The 26,472-nt window shown below is 62.9% G+C and carries 24 protein-coding genes, 1 tRNA gene and 1 pseudogene; 17 read left to right on the top strand and 9 right to left on the bottom strand.

All coding sequences use genetic code 11. The features are described from left to right. The first annotated feature begins 17 nt into the window (after positions 1-17). Genes CAG46_RS13425 through CAG46_RS13410 form a run of 4 tightly spaced genes read left to right on the top strand, consistent with a single transcriptional unit; the run spans position 18 to position 4,003 of the window. On the top strand, positions 18-986 hold the full coding sequence (locus CAG46_RS13425; RefSeq protein ID WP_085617371.1) for a DUF523 and DUF1722 domain-containing protein: 969 nt from the start codon (positions 18-20) through the stop codon (positions 984-986). Then, complete coding sequence (locus tag CAG46_RS13420) at positions 976-1,875, top strand: MerR family transcriptional regulator (RefSeq protein ID WP_085617369.1); 900 nt, start codon at positions 976-978, stop codon at positions 1,873-1,875. Before CAG46_RS13425 ends, CAG46_RS13420 begins: the two co-directional genes overlap by 11 nt. Further along, positions 1,866-3,308, top strand: coding sequence for a deoxyribodipyrimidine photo-lyase (gene phrB, locus CAG46_RS13415; RefSeq protein ID WP_085617366.1), 1,443 nt, complete (start codon positions 1,866-1,868; stop codon positions 3,306-3,308). Before CAG46_RS13420 ends, phrB begins: the two co-directional genes overlap by 10 nt. Then, entirely contained in the window at positions 3,305-4,003 is a 699-nt protein-coding gene (locus tag CAG46_RS13410) for an SDR family oxidoreductase (RefSeq protein WP_085617363.1), read from the top strand. The genes phrB and CAG46_RS13410 overlap by 4 nt, the downstream gene beginning before the upstream one ends. Positions 4,004-4,112: 109 nt before the next feature. On the opposite strand, the gene CAG46_RS13405 is transcribed toward CAG46_RS13410, so the two are convergent. The 6 genes from CAG46_RS13405 to hemA all read right to left on the bottom strand — a co-directional run bounded on the left by CAG46_RS13405 (position 4,113) and on the right by hemA (position 9,458). Beyond that, a complete protein-coding gene (locus CAG46_RS13405; protein WP_025337686.1) occupies positions 4,113-4,631 on the bottom strand; it encodes an acyloxyacyl hydrolase in 519 nt (172 codons plus the stop codon). Positions 4,632-4,732: 101 nt separating this feature from the next. Then, entirely contained in the window at positions 4,733-5,530 is a 798-nt protein-coding gene (gene murI / locus CAG46_RS13400; protein WP_025337685.1) for a glutamate racemase, read from the bottom strand. Beyond that, positions 5,523-6,278 (bottom strand): molybdopterin-synthase adenylyltransferase MoeB, encoded by a 756-nt coding sequence (locus tag CAG46_RS13395; protein ID WP_025337684.1) that lies wholly within the window; start codon positions 6,276-6,278, stop codon positions 5,523-5,525. Before CAG46_RS13395 ends, murI begins: the two co-directional genes overlap by 8 nt. Continuing rightward, positions 6,272-7,102: a peptide chain release factor N(5)-glutamine methyltransferase gene (prmC, locus tag CAG46_RS13390; protein WP_013970910.1), complete on the bottom strand. Its 831-nt coding sequence runs from the start codon at positions 7,100-7,102 to the stop codon at positions 6,272-6,274. The genes CAG46_RS13395 and prmC overlap by 7 nt, the downstream gene beginning before the upstream one ends. Next, entirely contained in the window at positions 7,102-8,184 is a 1,083-nt protein-coding gene (gene prfA / locus CAG46_RS13385; RefSeq protein ID WP_013970909.1) for a peptide chain release factor 1, read from the bottom strand. The genes prmC and prfA overlap by 1 nt, the downstream gene beginning before the upstream one ends. Beyond that, positions 8,181-9,458, bottom strand: a complete 1,278-nt coding sequence (gene hemA / locus CAG46_RS13380; protein WP_085587332.1) for a glutamyl-tRNA reductase — start codon at positions 9,456-9,458, stop codon at positions 8,181-8,183. Before hemA ends, prfA begins: the two co-directional genes overlap by 4 nt. An 805-nt stretch (positions 9,459-10,263) precedes the next feature. Here hemA and CAG46_RS13370 point away from each other — a divergent pair. The 13 genes and pseudogenes from CAG46_RS13370 (at position 10,264) to CAG46_RS13310 (ending at position 22,749) form a co-directional block, all read left to right on the top strand. Next, positions 10,264-11,457 (top strand): hypothetical protein, encoded by a 1,194-nt coding sequence (locus CAG46_RS13370; RefSeq protein ID WP_256575084.1) that lies wholly within the window; start codon positions 10,264-10,266, stop codon positions 11,455-11,457. Positions 11,458-11,480: 23 nt separating this feature from the next. Continuing rightward, entirely contained in the window at positions 11,481-12,098 is a 618-nt protein-coding gene (locus tag CAG46_RS13365) for a phosphatidylcholine/phosphatidylserine synthase (protein WP_085617361.1), read from the top strand. Between the two features lie 12 nt (positions 12,099-12,110). Beyond that, positions 12,111-13,436 carry an ATP-grasp domain-containing protein gene (locus tag CAG46_RS13360; RefSeq protein ID WP_085617359.1) on the top strand — a complete coding sequence of 442 codons (1,326 nt, stop codon included), beginning with the start codon at positions 12,111-12,113 and terminating at the stop codon, positions 13,434-13,436. A 102-nt stretch (positions 13,437-13,538) separates the two neighbouring features. Further along, positions 13,539-13,712, top strand: a pseudogene (locus CAG46_RS13355) (IS5/IS1182 family transposase); the annotation flags it as partial. Positions 13,713-13,957: 245 nt separating this feature from the next. Beyond that, entirely contained in the window at positions 13,958-15,679 is a 1,722-nt protein-coding gene (locus CAG46_RS13350; protein ID WP_085617357.1) for a tetratricopeptide repeat protein, read from the top strand. A gap of 4 nt (positions 15,680-15,683) precedes the next feature. Further along, positions 15,684-16,301 carry a lipoprotein insertase outer membrane protein LolB gene (lolB, locus tag CAG46_RS13345; RefSeq protein ID WP_085617355.1) on the top strand — a complete coding sequence of 206 codons (618 nt, stop codon included), beginning with the start codon at positions 15,684-15,686 and terminating at the stop codon, positions 16,299-16,301. 3 nt (positions 16,302-16,304) lie between these two features. Next, a complete protein-coding gene (gene ispE / locus CAG46_RS13340; RefSeq protein ID WP_075043753.1) occupies positions 16,305-17,165 on the top strand; it encodes a 4-(cytidine 5'-diphospho)-2-C-methyl-D-erythritol kinase in 861 nt (286 codons plus the stop codon). A gap of 20 nt (positions 17,166-17,185) precedes the next feature. After that, positions 17,186-17,260: transfer RNA gene (locus tag CAG46_RS13335), tRNA-Gln, on the top strand. Between the two features lie 47 nt (positions 17,261-17,307). Beyond that, the gene (locus CAG46_RS13330) at positions 17,308-18,249 is read left to right on the top strand and encodes a ribose-phosphate pyrophosphokinase (RefSeq protein WP_003247410.1); all 942 of its coding nucleotides are present in this window, start codon (positions 17,308-17,310) and stop codon (positions 18,247-18,249) included. Positions 18,250-18,370: 121 nt separating this feature from the next. Continuing rightward, the gene (locus CAG46_RS13325) at positions 18,371-18,964 is read left to right on the top strand and encodes a 50S ribosomal protein L25/general stress protein Ctc (RefSeq protein ID WP_013970896.1); all 594 of its coding nucleotides are present in this window, start codon (positions 18,371-18,373) and stop codon (positions 18,962-18,964) included. 79 nt (positions 18,965-19,043) lie between these two features. Beyond that, a complete protein-coding gene (gene pth / locus CAG46_RS13320; RefSeq protein WP_008099045.1) occupies positions 19,044-19,628 on the top strand; it encodes an aminoacyl-tRNA hydrolase in 585 nt (194 codons plus the stop codon). Positions 19,629-19,652: 24 nt separating this feature from the next. Then, positions 19,653-20,753: a redox-regulated ATPase YchF gene (gene ychF, locus CAG46_RS13315; RefSeq protein ID WP_013970895.1), complete on the top strand. Its 1,101-nt coding sequence runs from the start codon at positions 19,653-19,655 to the stop codon at positions 20,751-20,753. A gap of 283 nt (positions 20,754-21,036) precedes the next feature. Beyond that, positions 21,037-22,749, top strand: a complete 1,713-nt coding sequence (locus tag CAG46_RS13310; protein ID WP_085617352.1) for a SulP family inorganic anion transporter — start codon at positions 21,037-21,039, stop codon at positions 22,747-22,749. An 89-nt stretch (positions 22,750-22,838) separates the two neighbouring features. On the opposite strand, the gene CAG46_RS13305 is transcribed toward CAG46_RS13310, so the two are convergent. The 3 genes from CAG46_RS13305 to CAG46_RS13295 are packed head-to-tail and all read right to left on the bottom strand — an operon-like array spanning position 22,839 to position 26,465. Continuing rightward, positions 22,839-23,861 (bottom strand): DUF2955 domain-containing protein, encoded by a 1,023-nt coding sequence (locus CAG46_RS13305; protein WP_085617349.1) that lies wholly within the window; start codon positions 23,859-23,861, stop codon positions 22,839-22,841. Beyond that, on the bottom strand, positions 23,851-24,948 hold the full coding sequence (locus CAG46_RS13300) for an HlyD family secretion protein (protein WP_085617347.1): 1,098 nt from the start codon (positions 24,946-24,948) through the stop codon (positions 23,851-23,853). Before CAG46_RS13300 ends, CAG46_RS13305 begins: the two co-directional genes overlap by 11 nt. After that, complete coding sequence (locus CAG46_RS13295; RefSeq protein WP_085617345.1) at positions 24,945-26,465, bottom strand: efflux transporter outer membrane subunit; 1,521 nt, start codon at positions 26,463-26,465, stop codon at positions 24,945-24,947. The genes CAG46_RS13300 and CAG46_RS13295 overlap by 4 nt, the downstream gene beginning before the upstream one ends. Positions 26,466-26,472: the final 7 nt, after the last annotated feature.

Genomic DNA, 26,472 nt, shown 5'->3' with positions numbered 1-26,472 from the left:
GTTTTGGGAGGCAGCACATGCACGACTCATTTGCCCACAGCAAGCCGCGTATCGCCATCAGCGCCTGCCTGACCGGGCACAGCGTGCGCTATAACGGCGGCCACAAGGCCTCCGACCTGTGCCGTATGCAACTCGAGGAACATTTCGACTGGTTGCCGGTGTGCCCGGAGGTGGCCATCGGCCTAGGCGTGCCGCGTGACCCGATCCGGCTGGTCGGCAACCCCGAGCAGCCGGAAGTGGTAGGCACCCGCAACCCCGGCATGGACCTTACCGGCCCGCTGCGCAACTACGGCGAGCAAATGGCAGCCGAACTCGACGATATCTGCGGCTACATCTTCATGCAGAAATCGCCTTCCTGTGGCCTGGAGCGGGTCAAGGTGTACCAGGAAAATGGCCACCCGGCCTTCCACGGTGGGCGGGGCGTGTATGCCCAGGCGTTCTGCGCACGGCGCCCGGATCTGCCGGTGGAAGAAGAAGGCCGCCTGCACGACCCTGTGCTGCGCGAGAACTTCATCAGCCGTGTGTACGCCTATGCCGACTGGCAGCGCCTGCTGGCCGAAGGCCTGAGCCGTGGCGCCCTGGTGCGGTTCCACTCGCGCTACAAGTACCTGCTGATGGCCAACAACCCGCAGGCCTACCGCAGCCTTGGGCGCCTGCTCGGCAGCATGAGCAAGGATGATGACCCGCAAAGCATCGGCCCGCGCTATTTCAGCCAGCTGATGCAGGCCCTGCGTCGCTGTGCCAGCCGTGGCACTCATTGCAACGTGCTGCAGCATCTGAGCGGCTACTTCAAGGACACCCTCACACAGCAGGACAAAGCCGAGCTGCAAACCATCATCGGCCAATACCAGCAAGGCGTGGTACCGCTGGTAGTGCCGCTTACCCTGCTCAAGCACCATTTGCGCAAGCACCCCGACCCGTATCTGCAGCAGCAGGCCTACCTGCAGCCGCACCCCGAGCGCCTGGGCCTGCGCAATGCCGTCTGAAATCCTGTTGCCCATCGGCGAGCTGGCTCGCCGCACGGGCGTCAATCCCGTCACCCTGCGCGCCTGGGAGCGCCGCTACGGCCTGCTCAAGCCCCAGCGAACCGCCAAGGGCCATCGCCTGTATCCGCTGGAGCAGGTCGAACGCGTCGAGGCGATCCTCGCCTGGCTGCAACGCGGCGCCTCCGTCGGCCAGGTACGCGAGCTGCTCGACAAACCGGCCGGCACGCCACCGAAAGGCGACTGGCAAGCCCGGCAGTTCCAACTGGTCGAGGCCATCGCCACGCTGTCGCAGCGCGCCCTCGACCAGCAGCTCAACCAGGCGATGGCACTGTACCCGGCTGTCACCCTGTGCGAGCAATTGCTGTTGCCGCTGCTCGACCTCCTCGACCTGCGCTGGCGCAACTATTTCAATGCACGGCTGGAGCAGGTGTTTTTCCACAGCTGGCTGCGTAGCAAGCTGGGCGCCCGGGTCTACCACGACAACCAGTTGCTGCAAGGCCCTGCCATCTTGCTGACCGAAGACAGCGAACACACCTTCAGCCCCGGTTTGTGGTTGTGCGCCTGGCTGTTCACCAGTAACGGCCTGCCGGTCGAAGTACTGGAGCACACCATTGCCGGCGCGCACCTGCAACGCGCCGTAACCATGCTCAAGCCGCGCGCCGTGCTGCTGCACCTGGGGCCACGCATCGATGACAAAGCGCTGCAACGCACCCTGTCCAACCTGCCCGTACCGACCCTGGCCGGCGGGCCGATGCTGGCGCTGCACGAAGCCCGGCTGCGTGCCCTCAGGCTGCCCAACCTTGCCCTGTTCGATACCCCACAGGCGGCATTGCGTTTGCTGCAAGCCCATGACCGCCAGCCTGGAGAGATGACCGCACCATGCACCTGACCTGGCTGCGCAGCGACCTGCGCATCGATGACAACACCGCGCTCAGCGCCGCCAGCGAACGCGGCCCGACCCTCGCCCTGTGGCTGGTCAGCCCCGGGCAATGGCTGGCCCACGACGACGCCGCCTGCAAAGTCGACTTCTGGCTGCGCAACCTGCGCGACCTGCGCCAGGCGCTGGAGCGCCTGAACATCCCCCTGCTGATCCGCAGGATCGACACCTGGGACCAGGCGCCACAGGCCGTACTCGATGTCTGCCGCCGACATCAGGTGCAAAGCGTGCACTGGAACGAGGAGTACGGCATCAACGAGCAACGTCGCGACGACGCCACCCGCGCGCTGCTGGAAAAGTCGTCCATCCAGGCCCACAGCCACCTCGACCAGCTGTTGTTCCGCCCTGGCACCATCCTTACCCGCAGCGGCGACTACTTCCAGGTGTTCAGCCAGTTCAAGAAGAACTGCCTGGAGCACCTGCACCGCGGCCTCCCCGCCCTGGCCCAGCGGGTGAAACGCCAGGCACCGCTGCAGGTCAGCAGCGACCCGATCCCCCAGCACGTGGACGGCTTCGAAAAACCCGCGCAAGCACTGCGCGACCACTGGCCGGCCGGCGAAGCTGAAGCGCAGGCGCGGCTGACCCGTTTTCTCGACGAAACCATCGACGACTACCAACAGCTGCGCGACTTGCCTGCCAAGCCCGGCACCAGCCAGCTCTCCGCCTACCTGGCCGCAGGCGTGATCTCGCCGCGCCAGTGCCTGCACGGCGCCCTGGCCAGCAACCGCGGCGAGTTCGACAGCGGCAGCAGCGGCGTGCAAACCTGGATCAACGAGTTGCTCTGGCGCGAATTCTACAAACACATCCTGACCGGTTATCCACAGGTCTCCCGTCACCGCGCCTTCCGCGCCCAGACCGAAGCCCTGCCCTGGCGCGATGCACCGGCCGACCTCGAAGCCTGGGAACAGGGCCGGACCGGCTTCCCGATCATCGACGCCGCCATGCGCCAACTGCTGGATACCGGGTGGATGCACAACCGCCTGCGCATGATCGTGGCCATGTTCCTCAGCAAGAACCTGTTGATCGACTGGCGCAAGGGCGAGCGGCATTTCATGCGCCACCTGATAGACGGCGACCTGGCCGCCAACAACGGTGGGTGGCAGTGGAGCGCGTCCACTGGCACCGACGCAGTGCCCTATTTCCGCATCTTCAACCCGGTTTCCCAGTCGCAGCGTTTCGACCCGCAGGGGCGTTTCATTCGGCACTGGCTGCCGGAACTGCAGGGGCTGGATGAAAAAGCCATTCATTTCCCCGTGAAGTCGGCCGATCTTTTTGCTAGATATTCCTATCACAGTCCAATTGTCGATCTCGACAGCAGTCGTCAGCGCGCACTGGAGGCATTCAAGAACCTCCCGCGCCGGCAGGATCAGAGGGCAGCATCTTGAACAACGCACGCAGTATCTGGGTGACGGGAGCAGGCAATGGACTAGGCCTGGCGTTAGTGGAGGGGTTACTCGAGCAAGGACACCGGGTAGCTGCAAGCGGCAGGCATGGCGAAGCACTGGATGCCCTGGCTGCACGCTATGGCAGCCAGCTGTTGCGCTTGCCGTGGCAGTTGCACGAAGAACACCAGGCGGCCCAGGCCAGCCAGCAGATATGCCATGCCTGGTGCGCGCTGGACGGCTTGATCATCAATGCCGGTACCAGTGATTACCTGGCGGACGATGTGGCGGACAGCGAGTTGTTCGAGGCGATCGTCACTGACAACCAGTTGGCCGGCGAGCATTGCCTGGCCAAAGCGCTGCCTTTGCTGGCGAAGGGTGACTCACCGCAGGTGATGGCGGTGTTCAACCGTTATTCGGCGCTGCAGCTGCATGCACCGACGCAGGCGCCTGCGGGCTGGAACAACATGCCGCAGTGGATGCGCGAGCAGCGTCAGGCGTTGAAGGCGCAGGGGGTCGAGCTGACCGTGGTGGGGCCGCAGTCGTTGAAGATACCTGTGACACCGGCGCAGGCGATACCGGAGGCGTGGACGCCGCAGAATGCGGCAGAAGAGCTGCTGCGGCGGTGGCCGCAGAGGGAGCCCGAGCTTGTGCTGGAGGCTCTGGATCTCAATGGCCTGTGGCCGTTGACGCGCTAGAGCCTGGCATCGGCACTGCCTTCTTCGCGGGTAAACCCGCCCCCACAGGTACACCACAGGCGGTTCTGTGGGAGCGGGTTCACCCGCGAAGAGGCCGGCACAGGAGAGCTCAGAGCGCCATGCGGTAATGCAGGCTATAGCTCTCAACCCCATCGTTGGGCTGCTTGATGCCTGCGTTGGAATAGTGAATCGCCCGCACGCCAATCTCATGCCCACCGGCAAAGCGCAATCCAAAGCCGATACGGTCCTCGAACTGGAATGCCGAGCCCAGCTCGTTGTCTTCCAGCTCGGTGCTGGAGAATGCCGCCACGCCAATCCCCGCCTCTATATAAGGCTTCACCGACTCCCCGGCAAACTCGTAGACGAACACCGGCGCGAACGACAGGCTATGGTTGCTCGCGGTCTCGTCACCATCCCAATAGGTGTAGGCCCCATCCCAGTACCCCGTCAGGCGCCCGACGCTGGTCTGCCACCAGCTCGCGTCCCAATTCGATTGCAGCCCCAACCGATAGACCATGGTCGAGTCACCGGTCTGCCCCACCGAAAACGAAACGTCGGCAGCCTGCGCCGCCAGTGAGTGCCCCAGGGTGAAGACGGCAGCCGCCGCCAAGCCAAGCAGCTTCTTCATGAGCAACATCCTTCTTTGCTGTTATTGGTATCCGCCTCATGTCAGGCAAAGCGATAGAAAACGGCAGTGGTACGATAGTTCAGCTTCTTTTCACATTTTTTTCACAATGAAAAGCTTTGCACACTGTCGGACTTATGCCACAGCAAGGGTAGGATTTGTCTGAGTGATTGCGGATCGGCACTGGTCCAGAAGCGGGTATCCCGGGCTGGCCCATCGGCCAGCAGGTCATCCGCGCCCAGCAGCCGCTGCAGTTGGCGCGCCACTGCGGCACCGGTGTCGATGATGGCCACGTCGGCTGGCACCATGCCGGCCAGCAACGGGCGCAGGAAGGGGTAATGGGTGCAGCCGAGGATCAACGTGTCGCAGCCAGCGGCCAGCAACGGCTGCACATAACCTTGCAGCAGCTGGCGCAGCGCCGGGCTGGCCAGGTCGCCGGTCTCGATCAGCTCGACCAGCCCCGGGCAAGGTTGGGTGATGACCTGCACGTCATTGGCAAAGCGGTCGAGCAAGGCGGCGAACTTGGCGCTCTGCAGGGTACCGGTGGTGGCCAGCACACCGACCACGCCCGAGCGCGTGGCGGCGGCAGCAGGCTTCACCGCCGGCTCCATGCCCACCAGCGGCCAGGTCGGGTACAACTCGCGCAGGTCGGCCACCGCCGCCACCGTGGCGGTATTGCAGGCCAGTACCATGGCCTTGGCACCCTGTTCATGGAAGAACGCAGCAATGCGTCGGAGACGCTCACGGATATAGTCCGGCGACTTCTCGCCGTAGGGTATGTGCCCGCAATCGGCCACGTACAGCAGCGTCTCGTTGGGCAGCAGGCGCTGGATCTCTGCGAGCACCGACAAGCCGCCGACTCCGGAATCCATCACGCCGACCGGCGCCGAGCGCTCAGCCATCGCGCTTGCCGCAGACCGCACAGGCCGGGTCGCGCTTGACCCGTAGCTCGCGGATACGAGTGCCGAGAGCATCGATCAGCAGCAGGCGGCCGACCAGCGGCTCGCCGAACCCGGCCAGCAGCTTCATCGCCTCCAGCGCCTGCAGGCTGCCCACCAGGCCCACCAGCGGGCCGATCACACCGGCTTCGCTGCAGGTCAGTTCGGCTTCGCTGCCATGGCCGTACAGGCAGTGGTAGCAAGGGCTGTAGTCACGCCGTGGGTCGAATACCGACAACTGCCCTTCCAGGCGAATCGCCGCACCGCTGACCAGCGGCTTGCCAGCCGCGACACAGGCGACGTTGACCGCCTCGCGGGTACCGAAATTGTCAGAGCAGTCCAGCACCAGGTCCACCGCTGCCACCGCTGCCGCCAGTGAGTCCTCGTCCAGAGCCTGGCGATGGGCAACCAGGCTGATTTCCGGGTTGATCGCCTGCAAGCGCTGCAAGGCCGAATCGACCTTGCTCATGCCGACACTGGCACTGTCGTGGATCACCTGCCGTTGCAGGTTGGTCAGGTCGACGGTGTCGAAGTCGGCCAGGTGCAGCTCACCCACCCCGGCAGCGGCCAGGTACAAGGCGACTGGCGAGCCAAGGCCACCGAGCCCGACGATCAGCGCCTTGCTCTGCTTGAGCCGCAACTGGCCGTCGATGTCGATCTGGGCCAGCAATACCTGCCGGCTGTAACGCAGCAGTTCCTGATCACTCAGCATGGCAGGCGCCCCAGGGTAATGCGTTCATGGCCGCCCAGGTCCGTGCGGCTGGCGACCTCGATGAAGCCTTGTTCAGCCAGCAAGGCGCGCACCGCCGCTGCCTGATCGTAGCCGTGTTCCAGCAGCAACCAGCCACCCGGTACCAGGTGCGCGGGGGCCTGGGCAGCGATCACGCGCAAGTCGTCCAGGCCATCGGCGCCGGCCACCAGCGCGCTGCTGGGTTCGAAACGTACATCACCGGCGACCAGGTGCGGGTCTGCGGCGGCGATGTAGGGCGGGTTGCTGACAATCAGGTCGAAACGCTCGCCGGCCAGGCTGTCGAACCAGTGGCTGAGCCGTACCTGGGCGTTCGCCAGGCCCAGGCGCTGGCGGTTGCGCTCGGCCAGGGCGGCGGCCTCCTCCACCCGGTCCACTGCAGTTACCTGCCAGGCCGGGCGATCGCTGGCCAGGGCCAGGGCAATCGCGCCGGTGCCGGTGCCCAGGTCAAGGACCTTGGCCGGCGTGGCGGGTTGCAGTTCAAGCGCGGCTTCGACCAGCAGCTCGGTATCCGGCCGCGGGATCAGGGTATGCGGCGCCACCTCCAGGTCGATCTTCCAGAAGCCCTGCAGCCCGAGAATGTAGGCGACCGGTTCGCCGCCACGGCGGCGCTGCAGGTAGCCGGCATAGGTCTCGGCATCTTCGCTGCTGACGATTCGCTCGGGCCAGGTGTGCAGGTAGCTGCGCGACTTGCCGATGGCCGCGGCCAACAGCAGCTCGGCATCCAGCCGCTCGGTGGGCGATTCTGGCAACTGCGCGTTGCGCAGCAGGCTGGCGATGATGGTCATCAGTCCCCCAGGGCGGCCAGTTGATCGGCCTGGTATTCGGCCAGCAGCGGTTCGATCACCGCCTCCACGCCACCGGCGAGGATGTCGTCCAGCGAGTACAGGGTCAGGTTGATGCGGTGATCGGTCACCCGGCCCTGTGGATAATTGTACGTACGGATGCGCTCGGAACGGTCACCCGAGCCGACCAGCAGCTTGCGCTCGGTGGCGATGGCGTTCTGCGCGGCGCTGGTCTGCATGTCGTTGAGCTTGGCCGACAGCCAGGACATGGCGCGGGCACGGTTCTTGTGCTGCGAGCGCTCTTCCTGGCACTCGACCACGATACCGGTGGGCAAGTGGGTGATTCGGATCGCCGAGTCGGTCTTGTTGACGTGCTGGCCGCCGGCACCGGATGCGCGGTAGGTGTCCACGCGCAGGTCGGCCGGGTTGATCTCGATGGCCGCTTGCTCGTCCGGCTCGGGCAGTACTGCCACGGTGCACGCGGAGGTGTGGATACGGCCCTGGGATTCGGTTTCGGGCACGCGCTGTACGCGGTGCGCGCCGGACTCGAATTTGAGCTTGCCGTACACGCTCTCACCCTCGACGCGGGCGATGATTTCCTTGTAGCCGCCGTGCTCGCCTTCGTTCTCGGAGAGGATTTCCAGGCGCCAGCCACGCTTTTCGGCGTAGCGCGAATACATGCGGAACAGGTCGCCGGAGAAGATCGCCGCCTCGTCGCCACCGGTGCCGGCACGGATTTCGAGGAACACGTTGCGGCCGTCGTTGGGGTCCTTGGGCAACAGCATGCGTTGCAGCTGCGACTCCAGCGTCAGCAGTTGTTCCTTGGCTTCACGCACTTCTTCCACGGCCATTTCGCGCAGGTCCGGGTCACTGTCCTTGAGCAGCGCCTGGGCACCTTCGAGGTCGTCCTGGACTTTGCGCCACTCTTTATAAGCAGCGTAGACCGGCTCGACTTCGGCGTATTCACGGGAATAGGCGCGAAAGCGCGTCTGGTCGGAAATGACCTCGGCATCACCGAGCAGTGCGGTGAGTTCTTCGAAGCGGTCCTGGAGGATTTCCAGTTTGTTCAGCAGCGACGCTTTCATTGCGGGGATTTGTCCGTCGAGCCCTCGTTGAGGGCAAAGAGTTCCTGGGCCATGGCCAGCGCATCGAGGCGGCCCTCGGCCGAGAGCCTTTTCAATTGCACGCTGGGTGCGTGCAGGAGTTTGTTGGTCAGCCCCCGGGCCAGTTGGGCCAGTACCTCTTCGGGGTTGCCGCCGTTGGCCAGCAGTCGCTGGGCCTTTTGCAGTTCTTCGTCGCGCAGGCGCTCGCTTTGCTGGCGATAAGCCTTGAGCACATCCACCGCGGCCAGCTCGCGCAGGCGCAGCATGAAGTCTTCGGCCCCCACCGACACCAGCTCTTCGGCGGCCTGGGCCGCGCCCTGGCGACTCTTGAGGTTTTCCGCCACCACATCGTGCAGGTCATCGACAGTGTACAGGTAGACGTCGTCGAGTTCGCCGACTTCGGTTTCGATATCGCGCGGTACAGCAATGTCGACCATGAAAATCGGCTTGTGCCGGCGCTGTTTCAGCGCGCTCTCGACCGCGCCCTTGCCGAGGATCGGCAACTGGCTGGCGGTGGAGCTGATGACGATGTCGCTGTTGGCCAGTTCCTGGGGGATGTCGGCCAGCAGAACGGCGTGCGCACCGAACTGCTCGGCCAGGATGCTGGCCCGCTCAAGGGTACGGTTGGCCACGACGATGCGGCGCACGCCCTGCTCATGCAGGTGGCGGGCGACCAGGGTGATGGTTTCGCCGGCGCCGATCAGCAGGGCCTGGCTGCGGCCCAGGTCGCTGAAGATCTGCTTGGCCAGGCTGACTGCGGCAAACGCCACCGACACCGGGTTTTCGCCGATGGCGGTGTCGGTGCGCACCTGCTTGGCGGCACTGAAAGTGGCCTGGAACAGGCGCCCGAGCAATGGGCCGACGGTGCCAGCCTCACGCGCCACGGCGTAGGCGGACTTCATCTGGCCGAGGATCTGCGGCTCGCCGAGCACCAGCGAGTCCAGGCCGGAGGCCACCCGCATCATGTGCTTCACCGCCTCGTGCTCTTCGTGCACGTAGGCGCTGGCGCGCAGCTCGTCCAGGCTGAGGCGGTGGTAGTCGGCGAGCCATTGCAGCACCACATCGGCGGACAGGTGGTCCTGCTCGATATAGAGCTCGCTACGGTTGCAGGTCGACAGAATCGCCGCTTCGCGGCTGGATGTCAGCCGGCAGAGCTGCTGCAGGGCGTCTACCAGCTGCTCTGGGGTAAACGCCACGCGCTCGCGTACGTCTACCGAGGCAGTCTTATGGTTGATACCAAGTGCAAGAAAGGCCATGCAAGGTCGCTGGTTGTGACGGGAAGCCGATAATTGTCCTCTTTCGCAGGTTTTTGGACAACCACCGTTCGCTATTGCGCTGATAGTCGTGCGGCTATCGCCTTTTCGTAGCCTGCCCTAGCGGTGTTTTCAGGTCTTGCCGGCTTTTGATCTGGCTTTTGATCCTGATCTTGATCTTCGCGACTTCAGGAGGCCGAACGCAGGCCTTGCGCATGGGGGTGACGAGCATGGATGCCCGTCAAGCGCTGGGCCCCAGGATGAGGCCTGCAGCGCAGTCCTCCCGGGAGCAAGCCCTACGCTCGGCCTCCTGAAGTCGCAATCTGCAGCACCTGATCTACCGCGCGCTTAGAAGCAACAGTCACAGCAAAAGCCAGAGCCATCGGCTCGACATCGCCCTAGCCAACTACGCCGACCGGGTCGAGAAGACTTTTGACATATGTCCATAAGACTTATCCACAGTCTTGTAGTCCATTTCCCAAATACATGCCCAGCTGTTGCCCTACCCTCCTTCCGCACCTAGTCTTGACGCCGCTACATCGATATTCCTCACCGAGACAGCGATACGAGTGGGATAGCATGGCTTTATCAGTCAGTCGGTTTATTTCTATCTACTAATTTTGCTGATGATTAGAAGCTATGTTGGTGAGGATTAGTAAAGATGTTGACGGACTGCAATGATGCACATTTACTTGGTGACGCACCCAAAACAAGCATTTTTTAATTCTTGTTTAACCTATCTTAAAAACGATTTTCTATGCAGGGTATGCTTCATGCATGGCAGGAAGCTATATAATAGGCGCGAGCAATGGAAGAACTTGCAGTATCTCGTAGGCACTCAGTGCTCCTTTGGGGCGTTAACTTGTGTGCCATTTCGGCCTCTACGCTGAGTTATATTTATCTTTCCTACTATATTTATGCTAATACTGCCAGCCTAATACTTTCCCAAGTGGTGCTGTTTGCGCCAATGGTTCTGCCGGTAATTCTTGTCGCTCCTATCTACCGCCTGGCTGACTATCTAGCGCCACGCACCTTGCTGTGGAGTGCCAACTTGCTGTCGCTGGGCTGCGCGGCGGCCACCTACAAGATCCTGCCACATCATGTGGAAGTCGCCGTGTTAGGCGCGGTAGTCATTGGCGCCCTGGATGCGCTGCAACGGGTAGGGCGTATTGTTGCCATCAAGTGTTATTTCCCGAGTGCGCAAATCGCCAGCTCAGTGCCTCTGACACTCACCGCACAATTCATTGCCGGCGGCCTGGCAGGCATCAGTCTGGTACTGTTCAAAGCCAACATGACGCCTGGGTTAGCCCTGCTCATTACTGTCAGTCTTTTTTCCATCGCGGCCTTGGCGGCCTATCTACTACCTGCGCCAACAAAGCCTACGATCACCGTGCAGGTCGCACCAAGACTATTGACTGCCCTTGGTTCGCTTTTGCAGGAGTATCCCGCGCTACGCCTCAGCCTCTATCAGTTCATCGTCTTCGTCAGCCTTTTTCAGGGTTTCTTCAATGTATCCAGGGTGCTGTTACCGGCCCATGTGCTGGGCTTGGGAGAGGTGTATGTCGGCTTGTTGCAGGCCGTCAATAGTGTGGCAGCATTGGTGGGCGCAGTACTGTTCTATCGTTTGGACAAGTACAATTTGCGACCGCTACCTATGCCGATGGCTGTAGTCAGCGGCCTGTTCATGATGCTCGCAGCGTTCGGCCATGATATTCAGTCCAGTTACATCGCGTATTTTTTCTACATATTCTTTTTCGAGCTGACATTTTTCAAGTTGCAAGCCGATCTTGTCAGGAGCACACCTACCAGTGCCATGCCGTTGATGGCATCTGTCCAGTATGCCGGGGTGTACTTAGGCATGATAATTACCATCTTCGCCGGTTCAATTCTGGTTAAGTATGCAGGCCTGTTCAGCACGAGCGTTATCTTCGTTGCTTTCTATTTTGTCGCAACCAACGCCCTTCGAAAGACAGTTGCGATCAAGGGAAAACAACCTGTCTAAATAGTTTCTTCAAGGAGAACAATATGCCCACATTAGCGCGTGCATTTCCGTTCGTCCGTTTTTTGGACTTGGCGAACATATTAACAATGTTCAATATCGGTTTGGCCTTCGGTACTGTTTATTTTGCGTTGCAAAGACGGTTCGTTCTGGCGGCAACGGTGATTTGCCTGGCCGCGATGCTCGATTTCCTTGACGGCCACATAGCCCGACGCTACCTGGCGGCGAACAGCGCGCAACGGGCCTTCGGCAAGCATCTAGACAGTTTTGCAGACTTACTCAATTTCAGCATCACGCCAGCCCTTGTCATCCTAATCCTCGACCAGTCTCTTTCGGCCACGCTGGCCGCAGCAACTCTGGTTTTCACGGCCATTTTGCGGCTATCGCTGTTTGGCATGCCCAGCACATCGGCTGGCGGGGGATATCAGGGGCTACCCACCACATATTCAGGATTTGTCTTTGCGCTGGCGCTGATGGGGCTATCGGCCGGGCATTACGGTGCCGGTGTGATCGTCGGCCTGGTGGCCCTGGTCGGCATCCTCCAGGTCACCAGCTTGAGAATTCCCAAGTATGGCGCACCTTCGACGGTCGCTTGCTTCGCAATGCTGTTCGGGCTCAGCACCATTTACTTTCATCCCTGGTAATCCGAGGTTCCAATGAAACACGTGGTTTTCGTCGACAGCACCGTAAGCGGCCTGCTGGCTTTTGAGGCAGCCAAACGGCTTGGCTGCCATGTCACCTTCATTCATCAGCGCGACGCCTCGTTCCTGACGATCTCGATCAAGGACGACACCTCCCGTCTCGAGCCTTACCTGCGATATGTGGATACTTATTTGCGTATCGATAACCTGGAAGACGGCGAACTCAGCCAGTTGTTGGCCAACCTGCACGCAGAGCGTCCTATTGACGCCCTCATCTCTACCTCTGAAGCAGCCATAGTACCGGTGGCGCGTGAGGCCCAGCGTATCGGCACCCTCTACCCGAGGTACGAAGCTCTGTGCGGGGCGGTATACAAGAGTCGGTTGCGCAAGACGCTGCGGGCACACGGACTACGCTCTCCTGATTTTGAAGTACTGAGCGAAGAGCAACTGATCAACGGGGTCGCTCCGAGTTTGTCGCTGCCATTCGTTGTCAAGCCGACCCGCGGATTCGCCAAGCAGTTTTCCGCCATTTGCCATAGCCAGGCCGACTTTGACGCCTTTCTCGCCGAGCTGCGCCAGAGTCGCAAGGGTGCTGATCCTATGATCGACCACTTGATAAGCCGCGACTATCTGGTCGAGCAATACATCGACGGTACATTGCATTCAGCGGAAGTCATCGTCCAAGACGCCAAGGTCTCCTGCTTTGCGACCACCATCCGTTTCCGCGCCGACCATAGCGAAATATTAGAAATGACCGCGACCATGCCGTCAGGCCTTGACGCAGCACAGCGCGACGAGATCAAAGCATATGTGCAGGCAGTGTTCAGCGCTCTGGGGCTGGATGTTGGCCTTTATCATGTTGAACTGTTGCGCGATGCCAAAGGGCCCTGTCTAGTGGAGATCAACGCACGCATGATGGGTAGCGTAGCGCCGCAGATGTACCGGATGCTGACCGGCATCGACCCGTTCGAACTGCTAGTCCGTCTGCACCTAGGCGAGCCCATTCTAATTGACGACTCAGTGCTTCAGCGCGCAGGTAGCGTCGTAACTGTCGCCTCCCGCAATGGCGGTCATATCGCCAACGACTACGCCCCCGACTCCCTACAGCCATTACTGGACAAGTACAACATCCGGTTTTGCACCGCCCACGTTGCGCCTGGCCAGGCGATAAACGTCTATAGCGGCAACATCGGCACAATTGGCCACGTCATCGTTGAGGACGACTGCCCCTACGCTGCGGCGAAAAAGGGCAATCGCTTCCTGCGCGAGCTGTCCTCACTTTACAGCCTTGAACTCGCGACTTATAACTCTGAAGGTAGATTCGAGGATCGCAGCGGGTAACTACCGTTACTACCGCGACCATTTGAGTGTCTCTCACACCAAGTGAAAATTGAGTAAAGTAAAAGTCCCCGGAATATGACAGCTACAGAAGTTGACGAGTACGCCTGGTCCGCATCAGGTAAATGGCTCAAGGTTTTTCAGGCTCTGGTGGCCGAACCGGACATGGAGTGGATGTTCATTGATGGCAGCTATGCCAAGGCCCACCCGCACAGTGCCGGTGCTGCCAGTGGCAAGGTTGAGGCCATAGGGAAAAGCCAAGCCGGCAACACCCGCAAAACGGGAACAGCCTCCGCACATTACGCTTCTCATGGCGCTTGTGCTCTCCCATTTCCTGCTTCCAGGCCATAAAATGTACAGCCAGGGGCTGGGTCATTGCGTCAGAAGCCCCTTCGAACCTCTCCCCCACCCCGCTGTCCCACTCTGCACCACCCAGCCTGTAAACCACGACCTTCGCAGGTGGGTTTGCCCCCGCGCTTGTGTCATCATGCTCCGACCGCCGGTGAGTCCTCTTAAAGCCTTCTATGAACAAACCATACGCATTGCTGCTTGCCTTCGCCCTGCTCCAGGGCTGCCAGAGCCTGGCCCCGCAAAAGGCCGAGCCTCCCGTCGCCGAGGCCGGCAAGAGCGAGGCGGAAAAGCCCGTGGTGTATGGCTCGTTCAAGCAGGACACGCTCTATAGCCTGCTGGTGGCAGAACTGGCCGGCCAGCGCAACCGCTTCGACATCGCCCTGGCCAACTACACCGACCAGGCCGCGAAAACCCAGGACCCCGGGGTTTCCGAGCGCGCCTACCGCATTGCCGAATACCTCGGCGCCGACGAACCGGCACTGGACAACGCCTTGGTCTGGGCCCGCAACGACCCGCAGAACCTCGACGCCCAGCGCGCCGCCGCCATCCAGCTGGCCCGCGCCGGCCGCTATGACGACTCCATGACGTACATGGAAAAGGTCCTGCAGGGACAGGGCGACACCCATTTCGATTTCCTCGCCCTGTCCGCCGCCGAAACCGACCAGAGCACCCGCGACGGCCTGCTGCAAAGCTTCGAACGCCTGCTGGTGAAGTACCCGGACAACGGTCAACTGGTGTTCGGCAAGGCCCTGTTGCTGAACCAGGACGGCAAGGCCGAAGAAGCCTTGGAACTGCTCGAGTCGCACCCGCCGCAAAACGGCGAAATCGCCCCGATCCTGCTGCGCGCGCGCCTGCTGCAAGCCCTGGATCGCGGCCCGGAGGCCCTGCCACTGCTGCGCGGGGCGATTCGCGACAACCCGGACGACAAGCGCCTGCGCCTGACCTACGCCCGCACCCTGGTCGAACAGGACCGCATCGCCGATGCCAAGGGCGAGTTCCTCAGCCTGGTCCAGCAATACCCCGAGGACGACGAGCTGCGCTATTCGCTGGCCCTGGTGTGCCTGGAGAACAAGGACTGGGATGAAGCCGAAGGCTACCTGCAGGAGCTGATCGAGCGCGACAGCAACGTCGACGCCGCGCACCTGAACCTGGGCCGCATCCGCGAGGAGCGCCACGACCCTGCAGGCGCCCTGCGTGAATACGCCCTGGTCGGCCCGGGCCCCGACTACCTGCCGGCGCAACTGCGCCAGGCTGACATCCTGATCGCCAACGGCCGTGGTACCGAAGCCTCACGCCTGCTCGCCGATGCCCGCGAAGCCCAGCCGGACTACGCCATCCAGCTGTTCCTGATCGAATCGGAAAGCTACAGCAACAACAACAAGGACGCCCAGGCCAGCCAGGTGCTGCAGCAAGCCATCCAGCGCTACCCGGACGACCTCAACCTGCTTTACACCCGCGCCATGCTGGCGGAAAAGCGTGACGACCTGCCGCAGATGGAAAAAGACCTGCGCGCCATCATCGCCCGCGAACCGGAAAACGCCATGGCCCTGAACGCCCTCGGCTACACCCTGGCCGACCGCACCACCCGCTACAGCGAAGCCAAGGCGCTGATCGACAAAGCCCATCAGCTGACCCCGGACGACCCGGCGGTACTCGACAGCCTGGGCTGGGTCAATTACCGCCTGGGCAACCTCGACGAGGCTGAAACCTACCTGCGCAAGGCCTTTGCCAGCTTCCCCGACCACGAAGTGGCCGCCCACCTGGGCGAAGTGCTATGGGCCAACGGCAAGCGCCGCGAAGCCCGCCAGGTCTGGGCCAAGGGCTTCGAAGCCCAGGCCGACAGCCCCATCCTGCGCAAGACCATCCTGCGCCTGACCGGATCCGAGACTCTCTAACGCCATGTTCCTGCGCCATTGCATTACCTTCACCCTGATCGCCCTGCTGGCCGGCTGTGCCGGCTTCGGTAGCCGCGAGGCCCTGCAGGGCCACGGCGACCCGCAGCAGTGGCGCGCCCATAAAGAGCAGCTGAGCAGCCTCGATGGCTGGCAGATCAACGGCAAGGTCGGCATCCGTGCCCCGCGCGAGTCGGGCAGCGGCACGCTGTTCTGGCTGCAACGCCAGGACTACTACGACATTCGCCTGGCCGGCCCGCTGGGCCGTGGCGCCGCACGCCTGACCGGCCGCCCCGGTGGCGTGGTACTGGAAGTGGCCAACCAGGGCCGCTACGAGGCCCCCAGCCCCGAAGCGCTGCTGGAAGAACAACTGGGCTGGCAGTTGCCGGTCTCGCACCTGGTCTGGTGGGTACGCGGCCTGCCCGCCCCCGACAGCAAGAGCAAGCTGACCCTGGACGGCGACAGCCGCCTGGCCAGCCTCGACCAGGATGGCTGGCAGGTGCAGTACCTGAGCTACACCGAGCAGAACGGCTACTGGCTGCCCGAGCGCCTGAAGCTGCACGGCAAAAACCTCGACGTGACCCTGGTGGTCAAGGACTGGCAGCCGCGCCAGCTGGGGCACTGATACATGCAAACCCTTACCCTGCCCGCCCCGGCCAAGCTCAACCTGTGGCTGCACATCATCGGCCGCCGCGCGGACGGCTATCACGAGCTGGAAACCGTGTTCCAGTTTCTCGATCACGGCGACGAACTGAGCTTTGCCGTGCGTGATGACGGCGTGATCCGCCTGCATACCGAGATCGAGGCGGTGCCGCACGACAGCAACCTGATCGTGCGTGCCGCGCGCAAGCTGCAGGAACAATCCGGCACGACGATGGGCGCCGACATCTGGCTGAGCAAGGTGCTGCCCATGGGCGGCGGCATCGGCGGTGGCAGCTCGGATGCCGCCACTACCCTGTTGGCCCTCGCCCACCTGTGGCAACTGGACTGGGACGAAGACCGCCTGGCCGCACTGGGCCTGAGCCTGGGCGCCGACGTACCGGTATTCGTGCGCGGCCACGCGGCGTTCGCCCAGGGCGTGGGTGAACAACTGACCCCGGTCGACCCGGAAGAGCCGTGGTATGTCGTGCTGGTGCCGCAAGTGTCTGTCAGCACAGTAGAAATTTTTTCACATCCACAGTTGACACGTGATTCACTCCCCCTTAAGATGCGCCCCGTTCCCGAGGGAAACAGTCGAAATGACTGCCAACCGGTGGTAGAGCAGAGTTACCCGGAAGTTCGCAATGCGTTGAATTCACTGGGTAAATTCACTGAGGCTCGACTGACCGGTACTGGAAGTTGTGTGTTTGGGGCCTTCCCAAGCAAAGCCGAAGCTGATAAAGTTCTGGCCCTTCTTTCAGCGACCCAAACAGGGTTTGTGGCGAAAGGAAGCAACGTTTCGATGTTGCATCGCAAGCTGCAAAGTCTGGTCAAGAAGTCGAGCGCATAAGCGTTCGCAGCAACAGATACAGGGGCGTCGCCAAGCGGTAAGGCAGCAGGTTTTGATCCTGCCATGCGTTGGTTCGAATCCAGCCGCCCCTGCCATTTTCCTTATACTCATCCAGGTTACCCTCAGCCTTCAGGTACTGCGCGTGTCCAAGATGATGGTCTTTACGGGGAATGCCAACCCCGATCTGGCTCGGCGTGTCGTACGTCAGCTGCATATCCCTCTCGGTGACGTCTCTGTCGGTAAGTTCTCCGACGGCGAGATCAGCACTGAGATCAATGAAAATGTCCGCGGTAAAGACGTCTTCATTATTCAGCCGACCTGTGCCCCGACCAACGATAACCTGATGGAACTGGTAGTGATGGCCGACGCCTTCCGCCGCTCCTCAGCATCCCGAATCACCGCCGTGATTCCTTACTTCGGATACGCCCGCCAGGACCGCCGTCCGCGTTCGGCACGTGTAGCCATCAGCGCCAAAGTCGTCGCTGACATGCTCACTGTCGTAGGTATCGACCGTGTACTCACCGTCGACCTGCACGCTGACCAGATCCAGGGTTTCTTCGATATCCCGGTCGACAACATCTACGGCTCGCCCGTACTGGTCGACGATATCGAGGACCAGCGTTTCGAGAACCTGATGATCGTCTCCCCGGACATCGGTGGTGTCGTGCGCGCACGTGCCGTCGCCAAGTCCCTGGGCGTCGACCTGGGTATCATCGACAAGCGCCGCGAGAAGGCTAACCACTCCGAGGTGATGCACATCATCGGCGACGTCGAAGGGCGCACCTGCATCCTGGTAGACGACATGGTCGACACCGCCGGCACCCTGTGCCACGCGGCCAAAGCCCTGAAAGAACACGGCGCTGCCAAGGTTTACGCCTACTGCACGCACCCTGTCCTGTCGGGCCGCGCGATCGAGAACATCGAGAAGTCGGTACTGGACGAGCTGGTGGTGACCAACACCGTTCCGCTGTCCGCCGCTGCTCAAGCCTGTGACCGTATCCGCCAGCTGGATATCGCACCGGTTGTCGCTGAAGCGGTCCGCCGCATCAGCAACGAAGAATCGATCAGCGCGATGTTCCGCTAAGCGGAACACACGCTGACGAAAAGCGCCCCGCCCCAACACTGGTTGTTGGGGCGGGGCTTTTTTGCCATCCCCGTTGGCGCTGGTCGCAAACGCCCTCGGGGGGCTATTTTGGAGAAACAAAATGACCGAATTCACTCTGAACGCCCAAGCGCGTACTGACCTGGGGAAAGGTGCGAGCCGCCGCCTGCGTCACTCCGCCAACATCCCAGCCGTTGTCTACGGTGGTAACCAGGACGCCCAGTCCCTGACCATCCTGGCCAAGGAAATCACCAAGCTGTTCGAAAACGAGGCTGCCTTCAGCCACGTTCTGGAACTGAACGTCGACGGCGCCAAGCAAAACGTCGTGGTCAAGGCTCTGCAGCGCCACCCGGCCAAAGGTTTCATCATGCACGCCGACTTCGTTCGCGTCGTTGCTGGCCAGAAACTGACCGCCAAGGTACCGGTTCACTTCATCAACGAAGAAGCCCCAGTCAAGAAAGGCGGCGAGATCTCCCACGTAGAAGCCGAGATCGAAGTTTCCTGCGAAGCCAAAGACCTGCCTGAGTTCATCGAAGTCGACCTGGCCAACGCTGAAATCGGCACCATCATCCACCTGTCGGACCTGAAAGCTCCGAAAGGCGTAGAGTTCGTAGCTCTGGCCCACGGTGATGACAAAGCTGTTGCCAACGTTCACGCTCCACGCGTTGCTCCAGAAGCAGAAGGCGCTGCCGAGTAATCCACTCGCACGCCGGCGTTGATCGGGTTACAGTGCCGCGCGCCCTGTAACCCACCAACTCCAAGGAAGAGCCCCTGACGTGACCGCCATCCAGTTGATCGTCGGCCTGGGTAACCCCGGCCCCGAATACGAACAGACCCGGCATAACGCAGGGGCTCTTTTCGTTGAACGCATTGCCAGCGCCCAGCGCGTCTCGTTGACCGCTGACCGCAAATATTTCGGCCTGACGGCTAAGTTCAGCCATCAGGGCAACGACGTTCGTCTGCTCATCCCCACCACCTACATGAACCGTAGCGGCCAGTCCGTGGCGGCCTTGGCCAATTTCTTCCGCATCAAGCCGGAAGCGATCCTGGTGGCGCATGACGAACTCGACCTGCCCCCGGGCGTCGCCAAGCTCAAGCGCGGCGGTGGCCATGGTGGGCACAACGGCCTGCGCGACATCATCGCGCAGCTCGGCAACCAGAACGACTTCCACCGCCTGCGGCTTGGCATCGGCCACCCGGGCGACGCCAAACTGGTCTCCAACTTCGTCCTGGGCCGCGCGCCGCGCGCCGAGCAGGAGAAGCTCGACGCCAGCATCGATTTTGCCCTCGGCGTGCTGCCGGACGTGCTTGCCGGCGACTTCGCCAAGGCGATGCGCGAGCTGCACAGCCAGAAGGCCTGATTTCCTTTAGAGAGGGGAATACCCATGGGTTTCAATTGCGGCATCGTCGGCCTGCCCAACGTCGGCAAGTCCACCCTGTTCAACGCCCTGACCAAGTCTGGCATCGCGGCGGAGAACTTCCCCTTCTGCACCATCGAGCCTAACAGCGGCATCGTGCCGATGCCCGATGCGCGCTTGAATGCCTTGGCTGAGATCGTCAAGCCAAACCGCATCCTGCCGACCACCATGGAGTTCGTCGACATCGCCGGCCTGGTGGCTGGTGCCTCGAAGGGCGAAGGCCTGGGCAACAAGTTCCTCGCCAACATCCGCGAGACCGACGCCATTGCCCACGTGGTGCGCTGCTTCGAAGACGAGAACGTGATCCACGTTTCCAACAGCGTCGACCCCAAGCGTGACATCGAGATCATCGACCTCGAGCTGATCTTCGCCGACCTCGACAGCTGCGAGAAGCAACTGCAGAAGGTTGCCCGCAACGCCAAGGGCGGCGACAAGGAAGCCCTGGCGCAGAAGGCCATCCTCGAACAGCTGATCCCGCACTTCACCGAAGGCAAGCCTGCGCGCAGCCTGATGAAGAACATGAGCGCCGAAGACAAGGCGGTCATCCGCGGCTTCCACCTGCTGACCAGCAAGCCGGTCATGTACATCGCCAACGTGGCCGAAGACGGCTTCGACAACAACCCGCACCTGGACGTGGTCAAGGCCATCGCCGAGGAAGAAGGCGCGGTAGTGGTACCGGTGTGCAACAAGATCGAAGCGGAAATCGCCGAGCTGGAAGACGGTGAAGAGAAGGACATGTTCCTCGAGGCCCTGGGCCTGGAAGAACCTGGCCTGAACCGCGTTATCCGCGCTGGTTACGAGCTGCTGAACCTGCAGACCTACTTCACTGCCGGCGTGCAGGAAGTACGTGCCTGGACCGTGCGCGTCGGTGCCACTGCACCACAAGCCGCTGGCGTGATCCACACCGACTTCGAAAAAGGCTTCATCCGCGCTGAAGTGGTGGCCTATGACGACTTCATCCAGTTCAAGGGTGAGAGCGGTGCCAAGGAAGCCGGTAAATGGCGTTTGGAAGGCAAGGACTACATCGTCAAGGACGGTGACGTGATGCACTTCCGCTTCAACGTCTAAGCGCCAGACTGCAGTACCCACGAACCCCTTGAGGCCAACGCCTCAAGGGGTTTTGTTTTTCCTGGCATCTGGCAAGCAGCACGCGCCCACTGTGGGAGCGGCTTTAGCCGCGAAGAATCCAACGCGGTGCATGGCACCGGCTGCGCCGGTGTTCGCGGGCATGCCCGCTCCCACAGGTACCGCGCATTTTCCGGACCTCGCATCAAAGCGAAAGGGCCGCAGAGCGGCCCCGGAATTCAGCATCTAAGCTGTGATTCAGCACCCTCCCCCGGACGCACGCCCCATGCCTGAAAAACCCCGCCTCGACTGGCAACGCTGGTTACCCGGCCTGGTCACCCTGCTCCACTACCAACCCGCCTGGCTGCCCAAAGACATCGCCGCCGGCCTGGTGCTCACCACCATGCTGGTGCCGGTGGGCATCGCCTATGCCGAAGCGTCTGGCGTACCCGGCATCTACGGGCTGTACGCCACCATCATCCCGCTGCTGGCCTATGCCCTGTTCGGCCCCAGCCGCATCCTGGTGCTGGGCCCGGACTCGGCACTGGCCGCGCCGATCCTGGCGGTGGTGGTGCAGTACGCCGCCAGCGACCCGCAACGGGCAATCGCCATCGCCAGCATGATGGCCCTGGTGGCCGGGGCATTCTGCGTGATCGCCGGTCTGCTGCGCCTGGGCTTCATCACAGAGTTGCTGTCCAAGCCGATCCGCTATGGCTACATGAACGGCATCGCCCTCACGGTGCTGATCAGCCAGTTGCCCAAACTGTTCGGCCTGTCGGTCGACAGCCAGGGCCCGCTGCGGGATACCTGGAACCTGATCCAGGCCTTGCTCGCCGGCCAGGGCCATTGGCCAAGCTTCGTGGTCGGTGGCGGTAGCCTGGCGCTGATCCTGCTGCTCAAGCCGTTCAAGCGCTTGCCGGGCATTCTCATTGCAGTGGTGCTGGCCACGCTGGCGGTGAGGCTGCTGGGGCTCGACCAGCAAGGCGTGAAAGTGCTCGGCGAACTGCCACAGGGGCTGCCCAGCTTCGTGTTCCCCTGGGTCAGCGATATCGACCTGGTGGAGGTGTTGCTCGGCGGCATCGCGGTGGCACTGGTGTCGTTCGCCGATACCAGCGTGCTGTCACGTTCCTATGCCGCGCGCATGAAGACCCCGGTCAACCCCAATCAGGAAATGTTCGGCCTGGGCGTGGCCAACCTGGCCTCGGGGCTGTTCCAGGGCATCCCCATCAGCAGCAGTTCGTCACGCACCCCCGTGGCCGAAGCGGCCGGCTCGCAGACCCAGCTCACCGGCATCATCGGCGCGCTGGCGGTGACGCTGTTGCTGCTGGTGGCGCCCAACCTGATGCAACACCTGCCCAACAGCGCCCTGGCGGCGGTGGTGATTGCCGCAGCGTTGGGCCTGTTCGAGTTTGCCGACCTCAAGCGCATCTTCCGCATGCAGCAATGGGAGTTCTGGCTGTCGTTCACCTGCTTCGTCGGCGTAGCGGTATTCGGGGCCATTCCTGGCATCTGCATTGCCGTGGCGATATCGGTGATCGAGTTCCTGTGGGACGGCTGGCGGCCGCATCATGCGGTGCTGGGACGGGTGGATGGCACCCGCGGTTACCATGATGTGCAGCGTTATCCACAGGCCCGACGCATTCCGGGGCTGGTGCTGCTGCGTTGGGATGCGCCGCTGTTCTTTGCCAATGCCGAACAGTTCCAGAGCACGGTGATGGCGGCGGTGGATGCATCGCCTACCCCGGTTCAACGGCTGGTGATTGCGGCAGAGCCGGTGACCAGCATCGATATCACCTCGGCGGACATGCTGGCCGAGCTGGACCGGGCGCTGGAGGCGCGGGGGGTGGAGTTGCAGTTTGCCGAGATGAAGGACCCGGTAAAGGACAAGATGCGGCAGTTCGAGTTGTTCGAGCATATGGGGGAGTCGGCGTTTCATCCCACTGTTGGGGCAGCGGTGGATGCCTACCTGGAAGAGAGTGGGGTTGACTGGAAACCCTAGGTTTTCCTGGGCTGGCCTCTTCGCGGGTAAACCCGCTCCCACAAGAATTGCGTGATCCCATGGGCAACGCGATACCTGTGGGAGCGGGTTCACCCGCGAAGAAGCCCACGCCGCATCCGAAGCCGGTCGATCCAGATCAGCATGGCACTGGCATACACCGACACCGCCAGAAACAGCGCCATGCGCACGGCAAAGGCGCGGTACACATCCTGCCCGCCCGCGCTGTCCTGCACCGACTGCCCCAGCAAGATCAGCATGGTCGTCAGGCAACTCACCCAGTACGCCGGGCTTTGCCTGGTATCCACTGCACGGTAGAGCCTGCGCCCCTGCCAGAGAACGAACAGCAGCACCCACAGGAAAAACATCCACAGGTGCACGAACAGGCTCAACGCGCCCCACATCAGTATCGCCAGCAACCCGGCAAGCAAGGTCGAGCCGATCAGCTCGCGGCTGGCATGCCGCGCGCGGGTTTCGCCGGCCTGCTGCCCCAGGCTCACTGCCTTCATGATCAGCGGCATGTACTGGTCCGGGGCGATCAGCGCCAGCAAGAAGGCCGGCATGACGATCAGCGTGGCACGCAAGGCGACCCAGCTCACCTGGTCACTGTCGAGCAGAGGCGGTGCCGGTTGCGCCGGCGCATCGGCCGGCTCTGGAAACAGCACATGCGCTGCCGCAGTACCCAGCACCGCCAGCAGCATGCCTTTGGCCAGCGCTTCGACCACCGACAGCGCCAAGCTGAAGTCGCTGGTGCCGGCAGCAGCGATCATGGTCAGGCCGATCACCAGCAAATTGGCCAGCAGGCCGTTGCCGCCCTTCAGCGCATAACACAAGGTCAGGAATACCCCCACCCCCACCAGCAACACCCCACTCATCGGGGCATGGCGCAGCAGCGGAATCAGCAGCAGCCCGCTGCCGCAGGCAAGCAGCACCAGCACCGCCAGGGCCGGTGCCGCACGCAGGGGCAAGGGCTGGCTGCGCATGGCCAGCAACAGCACCGCGAACACCGGCGCCAGGATCGGCACCGGCAAGCCGATGCCGAAACTCACCGCCAGGCACAGCGCCACGCCCCAAGCCAGGCGCAGGGCGCGCAGGCGGCGCAGCTCAATAGGCATACGACAGCCAGCTCATCAGCCACATGAACAGCCGGCCCAGCAGGTTCAAAGGGTTGCCCTCGGTTGGCAGGGCCATGACTTCGGCCTGGCCGCCGACCCGCAAACCGCTCTTGTCCTGCAACTGGTCACGCTCCAGTTCGACGATCACCGGGAAACGCTGCGCCGAGCGCAGCCACTCGCGGCTGTTCTGCACGGTCGGCAACGTGCCCGGCGGGGTACTCTGGCCCACGCTCACGCCGTAGCCGATGCTGCGAATACGCCCCTTCAACACTGTGCCAGGCAGCGCATCGAGCACTACCAACACCGGGGTTTCAGGGCGCAGCCGACCGAGGTTGTTCTCGGTCATGTCGGCACTTATCCACACGTCATGGATGGCGATCAGGGTCATCATCGGGCTGCCGGCGCCGACATAGTGGCCAACGTCGGTGCGCAGGTCGGTGATCAACCCGTTTGCATCGGCGCGTACCACGGTGCGCGCCAGGTCCAGCCGGGCTTTTTCCACATTGGCCGCCGCGCTGCGCAGTTGGGCGTTGTCGTCCTGCGCCCCGCCCTGCTGCTCACGGGCCCGCTCCACTTCGGCACGGGCTGCCGCGACCTGGCTGATGGCCTGGTCGCGGTTGGCCTGGGCGCCCTCCAGGCGGCGCACCGACACCGTGCCCGGGTCTTCATCGATCAGGCGCTTGAGCCGCTCGGCGTCCTGCCGCGCCTTGCGCTCGTTGGCCTGGGCCGCCACCAGCGCCGCCTGGGCCGAGTCGATGCCAGCGGTGTGGGCGCCGATCTGCCGGCGTACCGTGTCCAGGTCGGCTTCGGCGCGGGCCAGGGCGATGCGGTACTGTTCCTGGTCCAGTTCGAACAGCACATCGCCCTTGCGTACTTCCTGGTTGTTGCCCACCGCCACACGCTTCACCTGCCCGGCCACCTCGGCACTCACCGGCACCACGTAGGCCTGCAGGCGGGCCTGCTGGGTATAGGGCGTGAAACGGTCGGCCAGCAGGTACCACAGCAGGCTCACGGCAATCAGCAGCAGCACCCAGCGCATGCCACGATCGGGGGCTGGCGGGGGTGGCGTCGGCGTAGCGTCGCTCATTTCGTTTCACCTTGTGCATGTGCGCTGGGGGCTGGCTCATCGAGCAGTTCGCCCCAATCTGTGCGTTGCTGCATCTGCTGGCGGGTGGCCGGGTCGATCGGTGCGCGGCTGGCGTCCCAGCCGCCGCCCAGGGCCTTGTACAACGTCACCAGGCTGCTGACGGCATTGCCGCGGCTGACCAGGTAGCCGTCCTGTTGCTGCAGCAGCAGTTGCTGGGCGTCGAGCACGCGCTGGAAGTCGGCAAAGCCTTCGCGGTACTGCGAGCTGGCCAGGCTCAGCGAGCGCTGCGCGGCCTGCGAGGCCTGGTCGCGGATGCTTGCGCTCTGCAGCGAGCGCACCAGCCCGCTGGCGGCATCGTCGGCCTCGCGGGCGGCTTCGCGCACGCCCTGGTGATACAGCTCGATCAGCTGCTGCAAGCGGGCATCTTCCACGCGCACGGCGTTCTTGCGCCGGCCGTAGTCGAAAGGGTTCCAGATCAGGCTGGGCCCGGCGGCGATGTCGAAGGTATCGGGCAGGTGATTGGCCGTGACGAAGCTCCAGCCGATGCTGCCCAGCAGGCTCAGCTGTGGATAAAGGTCGGCCTCGGCCACCCCGACCAGCGCCGACTGCGCCGCCACCGCCTGCTCGGCGGCGCGGATGTCCGGGCGACGCTGCAGCAGGCTGACGGGCACGCCCTGCAGCACGGCACGGTCCGGTAACGGCAACTGGCCGTGGCCGGCATCCAGCTGTGGCAGCGGCCCGGGCGGCCGACCCAGCAGCGAGCACAGCACGTTGCGCAGGGCATTGAGCTGGTTCTGAAACTCGGGGATGGTGGCCTGGGTAGCCAGGTACTGGGTGCGCGCCTGTTGCCAGTCGAGTTCGTCGTTTTCGCCATGACGGAACAGCCGCTCGGTTATCTCCAGGCTGCGCGCCTGGCGGCGGGCGTTTTCTTCGGCGATATCCAGCCGCGCCTCGGTGGTGCGCAGGGCAAAGTAGGTGTCGGCCACCTGCGCACGCAACAGCAGCATGGCATCGGCGTAATTGGCCTGGGAGGCGAAGTAGACGGCGTCGGCGCTTTCGATGGCGCGGCTGAAGCGCCCCCAGAAGTCGATTTCCCAGCCGATGTCGAAGCCCGCGCTGGATTGCCAGAACACCGAATCACGCGCGGTGGCGGTGCCGGACTGGTCCTGCTTGAGGTACAGGCTCTGGGCGCGCAGCTGCTGCAGCTGTGGATAACGCCCGGTCTGCACGATGGCCAACTGGGCGCGGGCTTCGGCAATGCGCAAGCCGGCCACGCGCAGGTTGCTGTTGTTGGCATCGGCCTCGGCGATCAAGGCATCCAGGGCCGGGTCGGCGAACACGGCCCACCACTGGCGCAGGTCGGGTGCCGCGGCCTGCTGCCCGGCCTGCTCCAGCAGCGGGGTGTTCCAGGTGCTCAGCCACGGGTCCTGCGGCGGCTGGAAATCCGGGCCGACCTGGGTACAGCCCACCAACGTGGCAGCCAGGCTCAGTGCACAACCACAGAGGCGTCCGGGCATGGCAGGC

Origin of the sequence: Pseudomonas sp. B23(2017), from assembly GCF_002113725.1 — a bacterium.
Classification (GTDB): domain Bacteria; phylum Pseudomonadota; class Gammaproteobacteria; order Pseudomonadales; family Pseudomonadaceae; genus Aquipseudomonas; species Aquipseudomonas putida_Z.
This window is presented reverse-complemented; position numbering and strand designations above follow the sequence as displayed.

Coding starts and splice junctions, on each gene's coding strand:
- CAG46_RS13350 (WP_085617357.1), top strand. CDS start 13,958: ATGAACAAACCATACGCATTGCTGCTTGCCTTCGCCCTGCTCCAGGGC.
- CAG46_RS13300 (WP_085617347.1), bottom strand. CDS start 24,948: ATGAGCGACGCTACGCCGACGCCACCCCCGCCAGCCCCCGATCGTGGC.
- CAG46_RS13310 (WP_085617352.1), top strand. CDS start 21,037: ATGCCTGAAAAACCCCGCCTCGACTGGCAACGCTGGTTACCCGGCCTG.
- CAG46_RS13395 (WP_025337684.1), bottom strand. CDS start 6,278: ATGCTGAGTGATCAGGAACTGCTGCGTTACAGCCGGCAGGTATTGCTG.
- ispE (WP_075043753.1), top strand. CDS start 16,305: ATGCAAACCCTTACCCTGCCCGCCCCGGCCAAGCTCAACCTGTGGCTG.
- hemA (WP_085587332.1), bottom strand. CDS start 9,458: ATGGCCTTTCTTGCACTTGGTATCAACCATAAGACTGCCTCGGTAGAC.
- ychF (WP_013970895.1), top strand. CDS start 19,653: ATGGGTTTCAATTGCGGCATCGTCGGCCTGCCCAACGTCGGCAAGTCC.
- prfA (WP_013970909.1), bottom strand. CDS start 8,184: ATGAAAGCGTCGCTGCTGAACAAACTGGAAATCCTCCAGGACCGCTTC.
- CAG46_RS13295 (WP_085617345.1), bottom strand. CDS start 26,465: ATGCCCGGACGCCTCTGTGGTTGTGCACTGAGCCTGGCTGCCACGTTG.
- lolB (WP_085617355.1), top strand. CDS start 15,684: ATGTTCCTGCGCCATTGCATTACCTTCACCCTGATCGCCCTGCTGGCC.
- CAG46_RS13405 (WP_025337686.1), bottom strand. CDS start 4,631: ATGAAGAAGCTGCTTGGCTTGGCGGCGGCTGCCGTCTTCACCCTGGGG.
- prmC (WP_013970910.1), bottom strand. CDS start 7,102: ATGACCATCATCGCCAGCCTGCTGCGCAACGCGCAGTTGCCAGAATCG.
- murI (WP_025337685.1), bottom strand. CDS start 5,530: ATGGCTGAGCGCTCGGCGCCGGTCGGCGTGATGGATTCCGGAGTCGGC.
- CAG46_RS13425 (WP_085617371.1), top strand. CDS start 18: ATGCACGACTCATTTGCCCACAGCAAGCCGCGTATCGCCATCAGCGCC.
- CAG46_RS13420 (WP_085617369.1), top strand. CDS start 976: ATGCCGTCTGAAATCCTGTTGCCCATCGGCGAGCTGGCTCGCCGCACG.
- CAG46_RS13370 (WP_256575084.1), top strand. CDS start 10,264: ATGGAAGAACTTGCAGTATCTCGTAGGCACTCAGTGCTCCTTTGGGGC.
- CAG46_RS13305 (WP_085617349.1), bottom strand. CDS start 23,861: ATGCCTATTGAGCTGCGCCGCCTGCGCGCCCTGCGCCTGGCTTGGGGC.
- CAG46_RS13365 (WP_085617361.1), top strand. CDS start 11,481: ATGCCCACATTAGCGCGTGCATTTCCGTTCGTCCGTTTTTTGGACTTG.
- CAG46_RS13360 (WP_085617359.1), top strand. CDS start 12,111: ATGAAACACGTGGTTTTCGTCGACAGCACCGTAAGCGGCCTGCTGGCT.
- phrB (WP_085617366.1), top strand. CDS start 1,866: ATGCACCTGACCTGGCTGCGCAGCGACCTGCGCATCGATGACAACACC.
- CAG46_RS13325 (WP_013970896.1), top strand. CDS start 18,371: ATGACCGAATTCACTCTGAACGCCCAAGCGCGTACTGACCTGGGGAAA.